This window comes from Vibrio tubiashii, assembly GCF_028551255.1.
In the GTDB taxonomy this organism is placed as follows: domain Bacteria; phylum Pseudomonadota; class Gammaproteobacteria; order Enterobacterales; family Vibrionaceae; genus Vibrio; species Vibrio tubiashii_B.
In genome coordinates, this window is the sequence record NZ_CP117029.1 from 2,969,322 (window position 1) to 2,984,473 (window position 15,152).

A 15,152-nucleotide genomic window follows, 5' to 3' on the forward strand; every position below is an offset into this window, starting at 1 on the left:
GCCTTGCTACGGAAACGGGATTCGGGATGCAAATAACTGGATAAGCTGGCTTGTCAGACTAGTTTTCCAGCAGCGAAGCGATCCATAGGGCGCAGCCCGTTCTCGCATCTCGGCGCGAAGCATTCCCGAGGACGAAGTCCGTTCTCTGTTTAATTATTTACTTTCCGGCCCATATTGATTTTCGCCGTCCGTGCCTTTTAAAAAGCCACATTCAACTAAAATCCATAGACCACAGACTAGAGCAGCAAATGACGTCGCGGCTTGCAACATAGACGGCTGACCGGCTAGTGAAGGATCGCCGACTGGTACTGTCATGCGTCCGATAACGAGTGGGATATTAAGCAGCAGCCACCAGCTTGATTTACCCCGGTCATGCCAACGTTTAGCGGTAATCGCTAGATCAGGCACCAGAATGACGATCAGGAACACAGGTAGAATCAGATGTGCGATCGAGGGTGCGAGTACATTCATCCCCATCGCAAAGCCAACAATCATCAAATAGTAAACCACGTTCCAAATCCAATAGGTTTTACGCCCTATTCGGCCTTGAAACGAAAACAGTAATTCTTTCATCGACATCATTTATACCTAAAAAATAAAAAGTTAGAGCCTGTTTGCTCCAAAAATACTAGTTAATTACTTTCTGAAAACACGCTTTATCCATATCTCGAATGTTAACCGTTAAGCTATGCACATGACTCGCTTGCTCTTGTAACACAGTCATCAACTGGCGAGATAACTCTCTTTTCTGCTCTTCGGTTCTGCCATCAAGCAATTCAAAGCTGATATGAATAAAGTCAACACTATCTCCCGCTTCGCCTACCAGCCAGTTATGGCAACGCAAAGAGCGGGATTTTACCGAATCCACATCGAACAACCCGCAAGTTAACGCGACATGATGTAAGTCTTCAAGTAAGCCTTGAACATTAACGCGTTCGTCAACAGAGTTGGAGTATTCCATTACTAGGTTCGGCATAGTATTCCTCAAATGTAAGAGAGTTTCACAATAAACAAAAAGTGCACAACACTATTACCAATTTCTATGCTGAATTCCGAGTGGGTTTCCACCAATCTGTTCAATGGATCACTGATAGAAAGCAGATTAAGGTGAGATATGAGCGATCACAGCTCCAACCAATGGGTGATATCCAAATAAGACATGACGGTAATCATGATCTCCCCTATTTTATCTGTTATATTCTTACGAAGATTTTTTACATTAATTGATTAAATACGGAGATATTCCTATGCGTCGTCCTGTAGTGATGGGTAACTGGAAGCTTAACGGCAGCAAAGCAATGGTTAAAGAGCTGCTAACTGGTCTTAACGCTGAACTTGAAGGCGTTGAAGGTGTTGACGTAGCTGTCGCTCCACCAGCACTTTACCTAGATCTAGCTGAACAGCTAATCGCAAAAGGCGGTAACAAGATCATCCTAGGTGCTCAAAACACTGACCTAAACAACAGCGGTGCATTCACTGGTGATATGTCTCCAGAGATGCTAAAAGATTTCGGTGCTACTCACATCATCATCGGTCACTCTGAGCGTCGTGAATACCACAACGAATCTGACGAGTTCATCGCTAAGAAATTCAACTTCCTAAAAGAGAACGGTCTAAAACCTGTTTTCTGTATCGGTGAATCTGAAGCTCAAAACGAAGCGGGCGAAACTGAAGCAGTATGTGCACGTCAAATCAACGCAGTGATTGACGCTTACGGTGTTGAAGCGCTAAACGGTGCAATCATCGCATACGAACCAATCTGGGCTATCGGTACTGGTAAAGCAGCTACAGCTGAAGATGCACAACGCATCCACGCTTCTATCCGTGCACTAATCGCAGAGAAAGATGCAGCAGTTGCTGAGCAAGTAATCATCCAATACGGTGGTTCTGTTAAGCCTGAAAACGCAGAAGCTTACTTCTCACAACCAGACATCGATGGTGCTCTAGTTGGTGGTGCATCTCTAGATGCTAAGAGCTTCGCAGCAATTGCTAAAGCAGCGGCAGCAGCTAAAGCTTAATTTTTCTTCTTATTTGAAAAATTCTCATGGAGGTCAGCGCAAGCTGGCCTTTTTTGTGTCTGGCACATCAATCAAGTATCCTACGCTTTTCCTCACTAACGATAGTTGTACCGAATGCAGGATAAGCATGGCCTTCTCACAGGTTCGATTCCCCTAGTACTTAGGCAGATGACCGTTCCCATGACCTTTGGCATGGTGGCGATCTTGATGTTTAACTTGGTGGATACGTTTTTTATCTCGCTGCTAGGTACCCAAGCTCTCGCTGCGATTAGCTATACCTTCCCCGTCACCTTTGCGGTCAACTGCATCACCATGGGTATAGGTATGGGGCTCTCGACCAATATAGGTCGCTTGCTCGGACAAGGTCAATCGATCGTCGCTGCGCGCTTTTCTTCTCATGGCTTACTGTTAGCCGTATTGCTGGTCGCACTCGCCTCTACACTTGGCCTGTTTACCATCGAGCCACTGTTTCTATTTCTTGGTGCAGAGCAATCGCTACTGCCACTTATTCATCAATACATGGATATTTGGTACCTGACGATTCCACTCTTAGTCGTTCCTATGGCTGGCAACAGTGCCATTCGCGCAACTGGGGATACTAAAACACCCGCCAAAATCATGATGCTCGCCGGACTTATTAATGGGGTACTCGATCCGCTACTGATTTTTGGTTACGGGCCTTTCCCAGTATTGGGCATTCAAGGAGCGGCCATTGCCAGTGCAATGAGTTGGTTCGGCGCCTTAATTGGCTCGCTTTACGTGCTGATTAAACGAGAGAAACTACTTGCCCTACCTTGCTTTAAAACACTCTGGCTCGACTGGCAACAAATCCTAAAAATCGGCACACCGGCAGCTTTGTCGAATGCTCTCACGCCCTTATCGGGGGCTATTTTGATGATGATGCTGTCAACTCATGGCACCGCAGCCGTCGCTGCCTATGGTGCAGCGCAGCGGGTCGAATCGATTCTTATCTTGGTTTTGATGTCTTTAACTTCAGCCCTAACGCCATTTATTGCCCAAAATATGGGCGCCAACAACCCTGCACGTAGTTTTGCCGGCTTGTTTATCAGCATGCGTTTCTCGATGGTGTTTCAGGCCGGCATTTTTATCATGATGGTGCCGCTGAGCATCCCACTGGCGGCTTTGTTTTCACAGGAACAAACAGTAAAAGATCTACTTTGGCACTATTTATTAGTCGTGCCTTTTAGCTATGGTTTCCAAGGCGTGATGATGATGTTGGTCTCAGGGTTAAACGCCCTGCATGAACCGCTTAAGGCATTCCAATGGAGCTTTATGCGTCTGTTTCTCTTTACCCTGCCTTGCGCTTGGTTGGGTGGTCAGCTGTATGATATTGAAGGGTTATTCATTGGTATTGCGGTAGGCAACATTATTGGTGGCACAAGTGGTTACTTGTACGCACTAAAACTCAGATCTCAGCACCTTTCCCCAGCGGCATAAAATAAAACACCGACTCTTGGAGTCGGTGTAGTCTGTCTGAAAGGTAGAGATTAATCGACAATGGCTATCTCTTCTTCCTCTTCCACTTCTAAATCTACATCTAATGGTTCTTGAGAAAGAATCACACCGGTATTGTCAGCGTAGAGGTAATCTTCAGGAAGGAAGGTCACGCCACCAAAGTTGACTGGCACATCCACTTCACCAATGCCTTGGGAAATAGCACCGACAGGAATAGAAGCAATCGCTTGGATACCGATACTCATGTCTTCCAGCTCATCGACCTCACGAACACAGCCATAAACCACAATACCTTCCCATTCGTTTTCTTCCGCAAGCGATGCGAGCTCAGCATCAATCAGTGCGCGACGCAATGAACCGCCACCATCAATAAGCAGCACACGGCCTAAACCGTCTTGCTCTAGGATTTCACGAATCAAGCCATTATCTTCAAAACACTTTACTGTCGTGATTTGCCCCGCGAACGATGCACAACCACCAAAGTTACTGAACATAGGCTCTACAACATCTACTTGCTCTAAATAAATGTCGCACAAGGCAGAGGTATTGTATTCCATAGTATTCCTTCCCATACCGTTCGTTATCTCCATCGAGTATATAAGGTCATTAAGTCATTGCAATGACATGTATCATTTAACTGACCAGAGTTTGAGCTATAACCACTCCAGCAAACAATAAGTTAGTCACCATAGAGCACTTGACTATCACCGGCATCATTGGGGCGATCTGCGCTGGCTTTTCGGCCTGCCATACTGCTTTACCGTGTTTAAAGGTAACAAGCAGGCTAAGTAGAAATGGCAAGCTAATCCAAATTGGGCTCGGTTGATGGATTAAGTAAGCGGCAAAAGCCACCACAGCGCCGCTGAGCAGAGCAAAGTGATATTGCTTAGCGCGCTTTTGCCCTAGACGGACAGCAACCGTTCTTTTGCCACACACCTCATCATTCTCAATATCGCGCATATTGTTGATATTAAGTACAGCGACAGCCAGTAGCCCACAACCAACCGCAGGCAAGATAAGCAGAGGCGCGACAATGCCGGTATGAAGGAAATAGGTACCCGCCACGCCCAATAAACCAAAGAAGATAAATACGGAAATATCGCCTAGGCCAACATAACCATAAGGTTTGTTACCCACGGTATATGCGATCGCTGCGACAATCGCTAAGACTCCTAGCCCGATGAAAGCTAAGATGCTCTGTAGACTCTCTAATGCATACATCACCAAGGTGAGACCCGCGATCACAGTCAAGACCACATTAATGATCATTGCCTGCTTCATGTCTTTCTGCGTGACAGCTCCAGACTGGATCGCACGCATAGGCCCGAGACGATTTTCGTTATCGGTTCCTTTGACAGCATCGCCATAGTCGTTGGCTAAGTTAGAAAGGATTTGCAGCAGCGTTGCGGTCAGAAAAGCCAGCAAAGCAACCACAGGTGAAAACTGATGTGTGGAATACGCCAATACACTACCCGTTAAGATAGAGACCAAAGCCAAAGGCAAGGTTTTAGGGCGAGCGGCGTCAAGCCATATTGTTAGAGACTGTTTCATGGATACCAGTTTAGCCACAGTTACTTGAACTAGAATTGTGGCACATCAATCCTATCGGTGAAAAACAAAAAAAGGTCACCGAAGTGACCTTTTTCCAAAACTTGACCTAAGTTAGGCTTATTTAACGCGACCTACGTACTCACCAGAGCGAGTATCAACTTTTATCACTTCGCCAATCGCGATAAATAGAGGAACGCGAACAACAGCACCTGTTGATAGTGTTGCTGGCTTACCACCTGTACCTTGAGTATCACCTTTCAGACCTGGATCAGTATCTGTTACTTCAAGCTCAACGAAGTTTGGTGGCGTTACTACGATTGGGTTACCGTTCCATAGTGTTAGCATACAAGTGTTGTTTTCTACCAACCACTTAGCGTTTTCGCCAACCGCTTTTACATCCGCAGCGATCTGCTCAAATGTTTCGTTGTTCATAAAGTGGTAGAATTCGCCGTCGTTATATAGATAATCTAGGTCGATATCCATTACGTCTGCAACTTCACAAGTTTCACCAGACTTAAAGGTTTTCTCTAGCACTTTACCAGAAAGAAGCTTACGAATTTTTACACGGTTGAACGCTTGACCTTTACCTGGCTTAACGTATTCGTTTTCCAAGATAACGCAAGGCTCGTTATCAAGCATTAGTTTCAAGCCGCCTTTAAATTCATTGGTGCTAACAGTAGCCATTTTTTCCTCTTACATTCTTAGAGCTAAATTCAATGCCGCACATCATAACCCGAAAAGTTGTTTCTGTTGAGCAAAACTGGCTCAAACAGCTAGCGAATGGGATCTCTGATCCTGCAAAACTGCTTGAGCAGCTCGAAATAGATCCTAAGCCATGGCAAGACGGATTTGCTGCTCGCAAGCTTTTTGCGCAGCGTGTTCCGCAAAGTTTTGTTGATAGAATGGAAAAAGGCAATCCTTACGACCCGCTTTTACGTCAGGTTTTACCGCTCAGCGAAGAGTTTGAAGTCCACCCTGGTTACTCCAATGATCCACTGGAAGAGCAAAACAATGCTATACCAGGTTTATTGCACAAGTACCGCAACCGCGCGTTAATGATCGTCAAAGGTGGCTGTGCAGTTAACTGTCGCTACTGTTTTCGTCGTCACTTCCCCTATGACGAAAACAAGGGATCCAAATCAGTTTGGCAGCAAAGCCTAGAGTATGTAGCCCAGCACCCAGAGATTAATGAGATCATCCTTTCTGGTGGGGACCCGCTAATGGCAAAGGATGAAGAACTGTTGTGGCTTATTGATCATATTGCCGACATCAAGCACATCAAGCGCCTGCGCATTCATTCCAGACTACCTGTAGTCATTCCTGATCGTATCACTCAAGCGCTGATTCAGATGCTGGGCGAAACACGACTACAAGTGGTGTTAGTCACGCATATCAACCACGCTCAAGAGATAAATCAAGAACTGAGAGATAGATTAAGCCACCTTAAGCAAGCAGGTGTTACTCTTTTAAACCAAGGTGTTATGCTAAAAGGTGTCAATGACAGCGTTGAGTCTCAGGTAGACCTCAGCAACGCTTTATTTGATGCTGGCATTTTACCTTACTACATTCACGTGCTAGATAAAGTACAGGGCGCTGCACACTTTTACATCTCTGACCAAGAGGCGAAAGCCATCATGGCAGGGCTGATGGAGCGAGTCTCTGGATATCTAGTACCAAAGTTAACGCGAGAGATTGGTGGGCGTACCAGTAAAACCCCACTCGACCTACATTTAGAATAATGATGAAAAACACACGCGGCTTTACGCTAATAGAATTGGTCATTGTCATCGTCGTACTCGGCATTCTTGCTGTTACTGCCCTGCCTCGTTTACTCGACCTACAAAGCGACGCCCGAACCTCAGCCTTGCAAGGCTTAAAAGGGGCAATGCAAGGCGCTAATGATCAGTTAATTGGCGCTTCTGCTATAGCTGGTCTCGACACTGCCGCTAGCGGCTCTGTCACCGTAGAGGGCGAAAGCGTCAGCATCGTTTACGGTTATGCTAAAGCAGACAATGCCAATGCTTGGGCAAAGATCATTGATGCTAATATTGCAGATGCCACTTTCGGCGCTGATGGTGCCGATTGGTATTTCAGTAATACCAACGCCAATGATGGAATTATCTTGTATATGCCAAGGAGTCGTCGTCAGTCTTCTCTCAATTGTTACCTGCAATATAACGAAGCAACCTCAAACGCCTCACCCAGTATTAACTTGACCACCACTGGTTGTTAATTTTGTCCTTAAGATAAAAATCTTTTGTTCGATAGGCAGGTCTAATCTATGCATACTCCGACGTTTTGGAGGTCACGATGCAACCAGACATGCAACCCACTATCGAACAATTTCTCGACCTAGGCCCATTCAGTTGGTGGGCTCTACTCTGTTGTGCCGTTAACGGTATTCTTATTGGCGTTGAACGACAAACACGCGGCAAACCTGTTGGTATTCGCACCTCGATTTTGGTGATTTCTGGCACCTACTTGTTTATGTCGATGGCGGTTTCACTCTCACCCAATACATTAGATCAAGCGCGAGTGCTCGGTCAGATCATTACTGGAGTAGGATTTCTTGGCGCAGGGGTAATGATGACCCTAGATGGCAAAATACATGGTGTCACCTCCGCTGCCGTCATATGGGTATTGGCGGCCATCGGCATGATGATTGGTCTCGGTTATATGCAGCAATCCGTGCTCCTCACCGTACTGGCACTTACCGTACTACTTGGCGTCGATAAAGCCGAGAACCGGATCAAAGCCCTACGCCGTGGCGTTCACCAAAAATTTCAAAAGCGTAGAAACAAACTAAACTCGTGATCTCTACGAGCAAACCAATACAAAGCCATTGTTTAAAGTGCAATTTTTGATTCGAAACAAGGAATAGCTCGATAGTTAATCGCTGTGACTAGAGAAGCAAATAGGCTCACGTTTCCACCTACCACTTTTGGGTAGCATAGCTCTATGTTTATACCAATGTAGGGTTTGATTATGTTTTACGTGCATATGCTCCTGCTTCTGACGGTTATATTTATCGGTATCCGCCATGGAGGCATAGCTTTCGGTTTGCTCGGGGGCTTGGGTGTTTCGGTTCTCGCGTTTGTATTTGGTGTCGCGCCGGGTTCGCCACCGATCAGTGTTATGCTGATCATTCTCGCCGTGGTCGCTGCCTCTGCGACGCTAGAAGCAACGGGCGGCCTCAAGCTGTTAGTGAAGTTTGCTGAGCGATTGTTGCGTAAGCATCCAAGCCAAATCGTGTTTCTTGGTCCACTTTGTACCTATTCGTTGACGGTATTAGTCGGAACGGGTCACTCTGTCTACCCACTTCTGCCTGTTATCTATGATGTGGCCTACAAGAAAGGCATTCGTCCTGAGCGTCCTATGGCGATGGCAACCGTTGCATCACAAATGGGGATTACGGCTAGCCCGATCGCCGCTGCCGCTGCGGTAGTAATGGCAACCGCAGCCGATAACCACTTGGACATCAGTCTGGTTAACGTGTTACTGGTGACCATACCTGCGACGTTAATTGGTGTGTTAGTTGGCTGTTTGTGGAGCCTGAAACGCGGTAAGGAATTGGATCAAGATCCAGCCTTTATCGAGCGCTGCCAAGATCCCGAGTTTAAAGCTCAGCTGATTGATGAAGTCCAGCAAGATGAAAGCGAGCCTGCCAGTCAGCAAGTGGCTAAACGCGGATTAGGCATCTTCTTAGCCGGTATCGCTACGGTTATCTTTGTCGCCATGTTTGGTAAAGATCTCGGCCTGCTACCAGACGGCGTTAAAATGTCGGTCGCGATTCAGTTCTTGATGTTGTCCGTCGGTGCTTTGATTCTGTTAACGACTAAGGTAGAGCCGAAGAAGATCGTCCATAGTAATGTGTTTATCGCCGGTATGACCGCGGTGATCATTATCTTCGGTATCGCGTGGATGAGTGACACCATTATCGGTTTCCACAAGCCTTACTTGATCAGCTTAGTGAGTGATATTGTTGCTGCGCACCCTTGGACGTTTGCCATTGCCATGTTCGTGGTGTCGGTATTCTTGAAGAGCCAAGCAGCTGTACTGACCATTATGCTGCCACTGGGTTTTGCGATGGGCATTCCAGCACCTGTGCTAATCGGTGTTCTGCCTGCGTGTTATGCGTATTTCTTCTTCCCATTCTATCCAAGTGATCTTGCGGCGATTACCTTTGACCGCTCAGGCACCACAGAGATTGGTAAGTACGTTCTTAACCACAGCTTCCTGCTACCCGGTTTTATCGGTGTGATTACCGCAACAACAGTGGGTTACGTGCTATCGACCATGCTAGTCAACTAGTCTTGCTCGAATAAACAAAAAGCCAGTTGGTCTCCCAACTGGCTTTTTTAGTTCAATATGAAGCTGGCTTAGAATAGCTCTTCAGCAACCTTGAATAGGTCTTCGCGTACTGGACGTTTCATGTTCTCGATAGCGTCGATGATATCGTGGTGAACAAGTTGCTCTTTTTGAATACCTACACAACGACCACCTTGACCTTCCATCAATAGGTGTACTGCGTAGTTACCCATGCGAGATGCAAGAACGCGGTCAAATGCAGTAGGGCGACCACCACGTTGGATGTGACCAAGAACGGTAGCACGAGTTTCACGACCCGTCGCCGCTTCAATCTCTTTCGCTAGTTCGTTAGCATCCATCATTAGCTCAGTCAGAGCAATGATCGCGTGCTTCTTACCTTTAGCGATACCATCTTGGATATTGCCAATCAGCTTTTCTTTATCCAAACCCGTTTCAGGAGTGATGATGTATTCACAGCCACCTGCGATTGCAGACATTAGCGTTAGATCACCACAGTGACGACCCATGATCTCAACGATCGAGATACGCTGGTGAGAAGATGAAGTATCACGTAGACGGTCAATTGCGTCGATAACAGTGTTCAGTGCCGTTAGGTAACCAATTGTGTAATCCGTACCTGCGATATCGTTATCGATAGTGCCCGGTAGACCGATACATGGGTAACCCATTTCTGTTAGCTTTTTCGCACCCATGTAAGAGCCGTCACCACCAACAACAACTAAAGCTTCGATACCATGCTTCTGCAGGTTTTCGATCGCTTTCTGACGCACTTCCACTTCTTTGAACTCAGGGAAACGCGCAGAGCCTAGGAACGTGCCGCCTTTGTTGATTACATCAGAAACGCTTGAACGATCTAGCTTTTCGATACGATCTTCGTAAAGACCTAAGTAACCATCGAATACACCGTAAACTTCTAGTCCTTCAGATAACGCAGTGCGAACCACGCCGCGAACTGCAGCGTTCATACCTGGTGCGTCACCGCCACTCGTCAAGACACCGATCTTCTTAATCATGCTCACCCTCGATTTTTGGGAATCTTATTTCAATTTTTACGTTAGCCGCTTTCAATAAGCCACCAACTTAATTCCTTTAACTGCGCAATATGTTACCTTTCCTAATTAGGATTACTACATTTATTTGCGTCAAATTATGTAACTTTTCTACTTATGTAAGAGTATTACAGCTTTGCTCATTGACATCATTGATACATATCAGGATCACAGTTAAAACTAGCATCGCTGAAAAGATAGCCAATAAGTGGCACTTTTGCGTTACCAATCTTGCGACTTCTGTCCTTTTTCTGCCCCTAACACCACAGAATAAGGATCCTGATGGATCAGTACATCTGAATGTGGATAGAGCTCAAGCAGTTTATCTTCCACTTCGTCAGAGATTCGATGCGCTTCAATTAATCGGATATTGTCTTCCATCTCTAAGTGCAGTTGGATAAATCGAGTTGGCCCTGACATTCTGGTTCTTAGCTGATGAACTCCGAGCACCCCTTCCACTTTCACACAGCATTCTCGAATTGCTTTCAATTCTTCGTCGGGCAGTTTGCGGTCGAGTAAGGTTTGAATCGCCTCTTGCACCATTTTGAACGCGCTATAGAGGATGTAGACACCAATTGCGACTGCAAAAACTGAGTCTGCTTGAGTAATCCCAAACCAGCTCAAACCTAGCGCGAGCATAATCGCCGCATTCATATAAAGGTCAGATTGATAGTGCAGTGAATCTGCGGCTATTGCTTGGCTACCGGTTTTCTTCACCACATGCTTTTGGAAACGAACTAATGCAAACGTGACTAAGATGGCAAACAAACTGACGTAAACACCGTATTCAGGGGACTGCAACTCGTGTGGTCTAAAGAAGCGTTCGATACCATTTAAGATCAGAAATACCGCAGAGCCAGAAATAAACATCGCCTGTGCCAAAGCCGCCAGAGATTCGGCTTTGCCGTGGCCAAAAGTATGTTCTCGGTCAGCAGGCTGAAGGGAGTAACGCACCACAACGAGGTTAACCAGAGATGCCGCGATATCGAGCATTGAGTCAATCAATGAGGCGAGTAAGCTGACGGAACCCGTTACCCACCAAGCCCCGACTTTGACCACCAATAGCAGTGTCGCAACAATCGTGGCCGTCCATGCAGCCATGGTGACTAAGCGAGCATATTCTTGTTTCATAGTGCTTTGATTATTAAACAAACATCTTCTAAGTATAACCTTACAATTGTTGAATAAAAATGGCATAAAAAAGGCGGCTAAAAAACCGCCTATGAATAGTCATTGATTCTAAGCCTTGTTCAAACGCTGTTGCATTTTCTCTTGGCATTTTGCTGAACGCTCTTGTTGCAGCTCAACAAATTTTGTTTTCTGCTCAGGAGTTAAGATGCTCAACATCTGATGCTGTTTCTCTAGCATTTTCACTTTACGTTCCGTTTGCTTTTCAACCATAGTCTTAGCTAGCTCGTTTGCCGCCGCTTGGTCAAAGTTATCCGCTAGAACCAATGCCTGAACTTTCTCTTTTTGCGCTTGCATCTCTGCATGGCGAGCTTCAAAGTTCTCTTTAAAGGCCGCTTTCATTTCTTGTTTGCTTGCCTCACGCATCTCTTTCATCTGGTCTTTTTGCGCATCGGTTAAATCAAGTTGACGCATGATTCCGCGGTCAAAGCCACCGCCACACTCGCCGTGACCACCTTTCTTACCATCTTTGCCACCGAAAGCGAACGCACTCGCTGTGCCAAGAGTTAGAGGAAGAACAACTGCCGCTACTACTAGTTTCTTTGCCATTTTCATAATCGTACCTTTCACTTTGTCTATTGGATTGAGCTGTTCTCACAGCGCTTGAGTGTAGAATACGACTTGCTGCGTAAAGCAACGTATTGAGAGAGTAAAGAATCGTAAAGAGCGATAATGACCCTAAATCAATTGGTCATTTAACAGTAATATATAGATATCCAACTTATGTAGAGACCTTGTTATGCCAAATATCTTATTGATTGACGACGATACCGAGCTAACCAGCTTACTTAAAGAAGTCCTATCCTTTGAAGGCTTTGATGTGTCTGAGGCAAATAATGGCGAAGAAGGACTGGCACTACTCAATGACAAGATTGACCTTATCTTGCTCGATGTCATGATGCCTAAGCTCAACGGAATGGAAACCCTCAAAAGACTGCGAGAAAATTGGGAAACGCCAGTGTTAATGCTGACTGCTAAAGGCGAAGAAATCGACCGAGTGATTGGCTTAGAGCTGGGCGCAGATGATTATCTGCCAAAACCCTTTAGCGACAGAGAGCTGCTGGCTCGCATTCGCGCAATCCTACGTCGTACGCAAAGCACTGCTGTAAGCAAAAGCTCAAAAAACTCTGACTGCATTGAGTATCAAGACATCCAAGTCTATCCCGGTAAACAGGAAGCTTACTGTCAGGGAGAACAAATGGAGCTCACTACCACAGAATTCGCTCTGTTAAGCCACTTTATCCAAAATCCTGGGCAAACCCTAACCAAAGAAGCGCTGAGTTTGGATGTTTTAGGTAAGCGTCTCGCCGCTTTCGATCGTGCTATCGATATGCACGTCTCCAACCTGCGTAAGAAACTGCCAGAACGTGAAGATGGCAAATCACGCATCAAAACCTTACGTGGACGCGGCTACTTACTGGTTGAGGAGGACTAATGCGCCTACCTAAGATCACTAGCTTGTATGGGCGTATCTTCGCCATATTCTGGTTTACCATGTTTTTGGTGCTGATGGCGGTGCTGTCGCTGCCACATCTCGATCCACGCAAAGCACGAGATATTCCGGTTGAGCATTACGATCGCATGATCGAACTGAAGCAAAATATCGAAAAACGCTATGCCAAAGATACCAACCTTGCCCGCATTCTGTTTAAGCTCGAAGGTGGAAAACGCTCTTCAAGAGATCCTCGTCCGCGCTTCTTTGTCACCGACTTAGAAGGCAACTTGCTCACAACCCAAAACCACAAAGACTTTAAGTATCGCGCGCTACAGAACTTTATCACTAGCGTCGAAGTCGACAGCGAGCCCAAGCAAAAACTTTATGGTCACTACATGCTTGCCGGCCCACTGCCTGTCACGTTAGCCAAACAAGACTTACTGCTCTACATCGGTGTGAAATGGAATCAACCACCGCCCTTCTTGCTGCGCATGTTTGATAGACCATTTCAGTTATTGTTTGCAGTAATGCTGGTCAGCACTCCTTTGCTACTGTGGCTTGCATGGGCACTCAGCCAACCGGCACGTAAACTGGAACGTGCAGCCAAACGTGTCGCCAAAGGGGAGTTCGTGGTTGACCCTGAACTTGAAAAAGGCACCAGTGAATTCCGCCAAGCGGGGACAAGCTTTAACCAGATGGTGGAAGCGGTTAATCAAATGATCTCAGGCCAACAGCGCTTATTGTCAGATATTTCCCATGAGCTGCGCTCTCCACTGACTCGACTGCGGATGGCAAATGCCCTCGCGACTCGCAAACAGGGAGAGAGCCCTGAACTGGTCCGTATTGATACCGAAGCTCAGCGCTTGGAGCAGATGATTGGTGAGCTACTTGAGTTGTCTCGTATGCAGGTCGACAGCCATCTAACCCGAGAACCTCAGCCGATGGGTAGTTTGTGGGAAGCAATCCTTAGTGATGCTCAATTTGAAGCAGAACAAATGGATAAAACCCTCACCTTCAATGAGATTCCAGAGCGCATCATTTCAGGTAATCCAAAGCTCTTGATGAGCGCCTTGGACAATATTGTTCGCAATGCTATCTATTACGGTACAGACCGCATCGAAGTCACTTTCACTGAATCTAGTCAGCAAATCATGATTGCGGTTGATGACAACGGCGAAGGTGTACCGGATCAGGAACTCGATGCGATATTCAGACCGTTTTATCGTGTTTCAACCGCGCGTGATAGGCACAGTGGCGGAACAGGTTTAGGCCTTACCATCACCGAAAGTGCGATACGTCAGCATAGCGGAACCATCGAAGCGAAACGGAGCAAACTTGGCGGGTTAAGAGTCGAAATCACTCTCCCACTCGGTGCGGAGCAATAACCCTACAAAAGAGGCAGTTGATAATAGATCTCATTATCATTTAAAGTAAATCCTTCAATTATGGAGGATTTACTATGTCTCACACTTTCCCTGAACTTCCTTACGCTTACGACTCACTTGAGCCATACATCGACGCAAAGACGATGGAAGTGCATTACAGCAAGCACCATCGCACCTATTTTGATAAATTCATCGCCGCAGTTTCCGGTACCGAGTTAGAGTCCACCACACTCAAAGATATCTTTGCCAACATTTCTCAGCAGCCACCAGCAGTGCGTAACAATGGTGGCGGTTACTACAATCACATCCTCTACTGGAACTGTATGAAACCAAATGGTGGCGGTGTTCCTCAAGGAAAACTCGGCGAGGATATTGTGTCTACCTTTGGTAGCTTTGAAGCATTCCAACAGCAATTCACAGATGCAGCGATTAATACTTTCGGCTCTGGTTTTGCTTGGCTGATCGTCAAAGACGGACAACTCGTCATTACTTCAACCAACAATCAAGACAACCCACTAATGGACGTGGCAGGAGCTCAAGGTGAGCCTATTTTGGCGCTCGATGTTTGGGAGCACGCCTACTACATTAGCTACCAAAACCGCCGCCCTGACTACATTGAGGCTTGGTGGAATGTCGTAAACTGGGATGCCGTGAGCGATAACTACGCAGCAGCTTTAGCCTAGTCACCGTAATTACAATATAAAACTAATAACGTCAGACT

The 15,152-nt window shown here is 46.3% G+C and carries 17 protein-coding genes; 9 read left to right on the top strand and 8 right to left on the bottom strand.

Going from position 1 to position 15,152, the window contains the following annotated elements; genetic code table 11:
- Positions 1-153: 153 nt before the first annotated feature.
- Both LYZ37_RS13655 and LYZ37_RS13660 read right to left on the bottom strand, forming a co-directional pair.
- A complete protein-coding gene (locus LYZ37_RS13655; RefSeq protein ID WP_171325662.1) occupies positions 154-579 on the bottom strand; it encodes a DUF805 domain-containing protein in 426 nt (141 codons plus the stop codon).
- Positions 580-628: 49 nt separating this feature from the next.
- Positions 629-976: a 5-carboxymethyl-2-hydroxymuconate Delta-isomerase gene (locus tag LYZ37_RS13660; RefSeq protein ID WP_239827293.1), complete on the bottom strand. Its 348-nt coding sequence runs from the start codon at positions 974-976 to the stop codon at positions 629-631.
- A gap of 271 nt (positions 977-1,247) precedes the next feature.
- Between LYZ37_RS13660 and tpiA the strand changes: the two genes are divergently transcribed.
- Together tpiA and LYZ37_RS13670 are read left to right on the top strand one after the other, a co-directional pair.
- Positions 1,248-2,018, top strand: a complete 771-nt coding sequence (gene tpiA / locus LYZ37_RS13665) for a triose-phosphate isomerase (RefSeq protein ID WP_004743323.1) — start codon at positions 1,248-1,250, stop codon at positions 2,016-2,018.
- 114 nt (positions 2,019-2,132) lie between these two features.
- A complete protein-coding gene (locus tag LYZ37_RS13670) occupies positions 2,133-3,476 on the top strand; it encodes an MATE family efflux transporter (RefSeq protein ID WP_272785834.1) in 1,344 nt (447 codons plus the stop codon).
- 50 nt (positions 3,477-3,526) lie between these two features.
- Here LYZ37_RS13670 and rraA read toward each other — a convergent pair whose 3' ends face one another.
- From rraA to efp, 3 genes are all read right to left on the bottom strand, one after another.
- Positions 3,527-4,051, bottom strand: coding sequence for a ribonuclease E activity regulator RraA (gene rraA / locus LYZ37_RS13675; RefSeq protein WP_004743321.1), 525 nt, complete (start codon positions 4,049-4,051; stop codon positions 3,527-3,529).
- A gap of 76 nt (positions 4,052-4,127) precedes the next feature.
- The gene (locus LYZ37_RS13680) at positions 4,128-5,045 is read right to left on the bottom strand and encodes a 1,4-dihydroxy-2-naphthoate polyprenyltransferase (RefSeq protein ID WP_004743320.1); all 918 of its coding nucleotides are present in this window, start codon (positions 5,043-5,045) and stop codon (positions 4,128-4,130) included.
- Between the two features lie 117 nt (positions 5,046-5,162).
- Positions 5,163-5,729 (bottom strand): elongation factor P, encoded by a 567-nt coding sequence (gene efp / locus LYZ37_RS13685; RefSeq protein WP_004743319.1) that lies wholly within the window; start codon positions 5,727-5,729, stop codon positions 5,163-5,165.
- Between the two features lie 32 nt (positions 5,730-5,761).
- Between efp and epmB the strand changes: the two genes are divergently transcribed.
- The 4 genes from epmB (at position 5,762) to LYZ37_RS13705 (ending at position 9,356) form a co-directional block, all read left to right on the top strand.
- Positions 5,762-6,784: an EF-P beta-lysylation protein EpmB gene (epmB, locus tag LYZ37_RS13690; RefSeq protein ID WP_272785835.1), complete on the top strand. Its 1,023-nt coding sequence runs from the start codon at positions 5,762-5,764 to the stop codon at positions 6,782-6,784.
- Complete coding sequence (locus tag LYZ37_RS13695; protein WP_272785836.1) at positions 6,784-7,278, top strand: type II secretion system protein; 495 nt, start codon at positions 6,784-6,786, stop codon at positions 7,276-7,278. Before epmB ends, LYZ37_RS13695 begins: the two co-directional genes overlap by 1 nt.
- Positions 7,279-7,367: 89 nt before the next feature.
- A complete protein-coding gene (locus LYZ37_RS13700; protein ID WP_272787174.1) occupies positions 7,368-7,859 on the top strand; it encodes an MgtC/SapB family protein in 492 nt (163 codons plus the stop codon).
- A gap of 171 nt (positions 7,860-8,030) precedes the next feature.
- Entirely contained in the window at positions 8,031-9,356 is a 1,326-nt protein-coding gene (locus LYZ37_RS13705; RefSeq protein ID WP_004743315.1) for an anaerobic C4-dicarboxylate transporter, read from the top strand.
- A 68-nt stretch (positions 9,357-9,424) separates the two neighbouring features.
- Here the strand turns inward: LYZ37_RS13705 and pfkA are convergent, their stop codons facing one another.
- The 3 genes from pfkA to LYZ37_RS13720 form a co-directional block, all read right to left on the bottom strand.
- On the bottom strand, positions 9,425-10,387 hold the full coding sequence (pfkA, locus tag LYZ37_RS13710) for a 6-phosphofructokinase (protein ID WP_004743314.1): 963 nt from the start codon (positions 10,385-10,387) through the stop codon (positions 9,425-9,427).
- 258 nt (positions 10,388-10,645) lie between these two features.
- Positions 10,646-11,554 (bottom strand): CDF family cation-efflux transporter FieF, encoded by a 909-nt coding sequence (gene fieF / locus LYZ37_RS13715; RefSeq protein WP_272785837.1) that lies wholly within the window; start codon positions 11,552-11,554, stop codon positions 10,646-10,648.
- A 108-nt stretch (positions 11,555-11,662) separates the two neighbouring features.
- Positions 11,663-12,166, bottom strand: coding sequence for a CpxP family protein (locus LYZ37_RS13720; RefSeq protein ID WP_272785838.1), 504 nt, complete (start codon positions 12,164-12,166; stop codon positions 11,663-11,665).
- 184 nt (positions 12,167-12,350) lie between these two features.
- Here LYZ37_RS13720 and LYZ37_RS13725 point away from each other — a divergent pair, with 184 nt between their 5' ends.
- From LYZ37_RS13725 to LYZ37_RS13735, 3 genes are all read left to right on the top strand, one after another.
- Positions 12,351-13,046: a response regulator gene (locus LYZ37_RS13725; protein WP_272785839.1), complete on the top strand. Its 696-nt coding sequence runs from the start codon at positions 12,351-12,353 to the stop codon at positions 13,044-13,046.
- Positions 13,046-14,431, top strand: coding sequence for an envelope stress sensor histidine kinase CpxA (cpxA, locus tag LYZ37_RS13730; RefSeq protein ID WP_272785840.1), 1,386 nt, complete (start codon positions 13,046-13,048; stop codon positions 14,429-14,431). Before LYZ37_RS13725 ends, cpxA begins: the two co-directional genes overlap by 1 nt.
- Before the next feature lie 74 nt (positions 14,432-14,505).
- Positions 14,506-15,114, top strand: a complete 609-nt coding sequence (locus tag LYZ37_RS13735; RefSeq protein ID WP_272785841.1) for a superoxide dismutase — start codon at positions 14,506-14,508, stop codon at positions 15,112-15,114.
- The last annotated feature ends 38 nt before the right edge of the window (positions 15,115-15,152 follow it).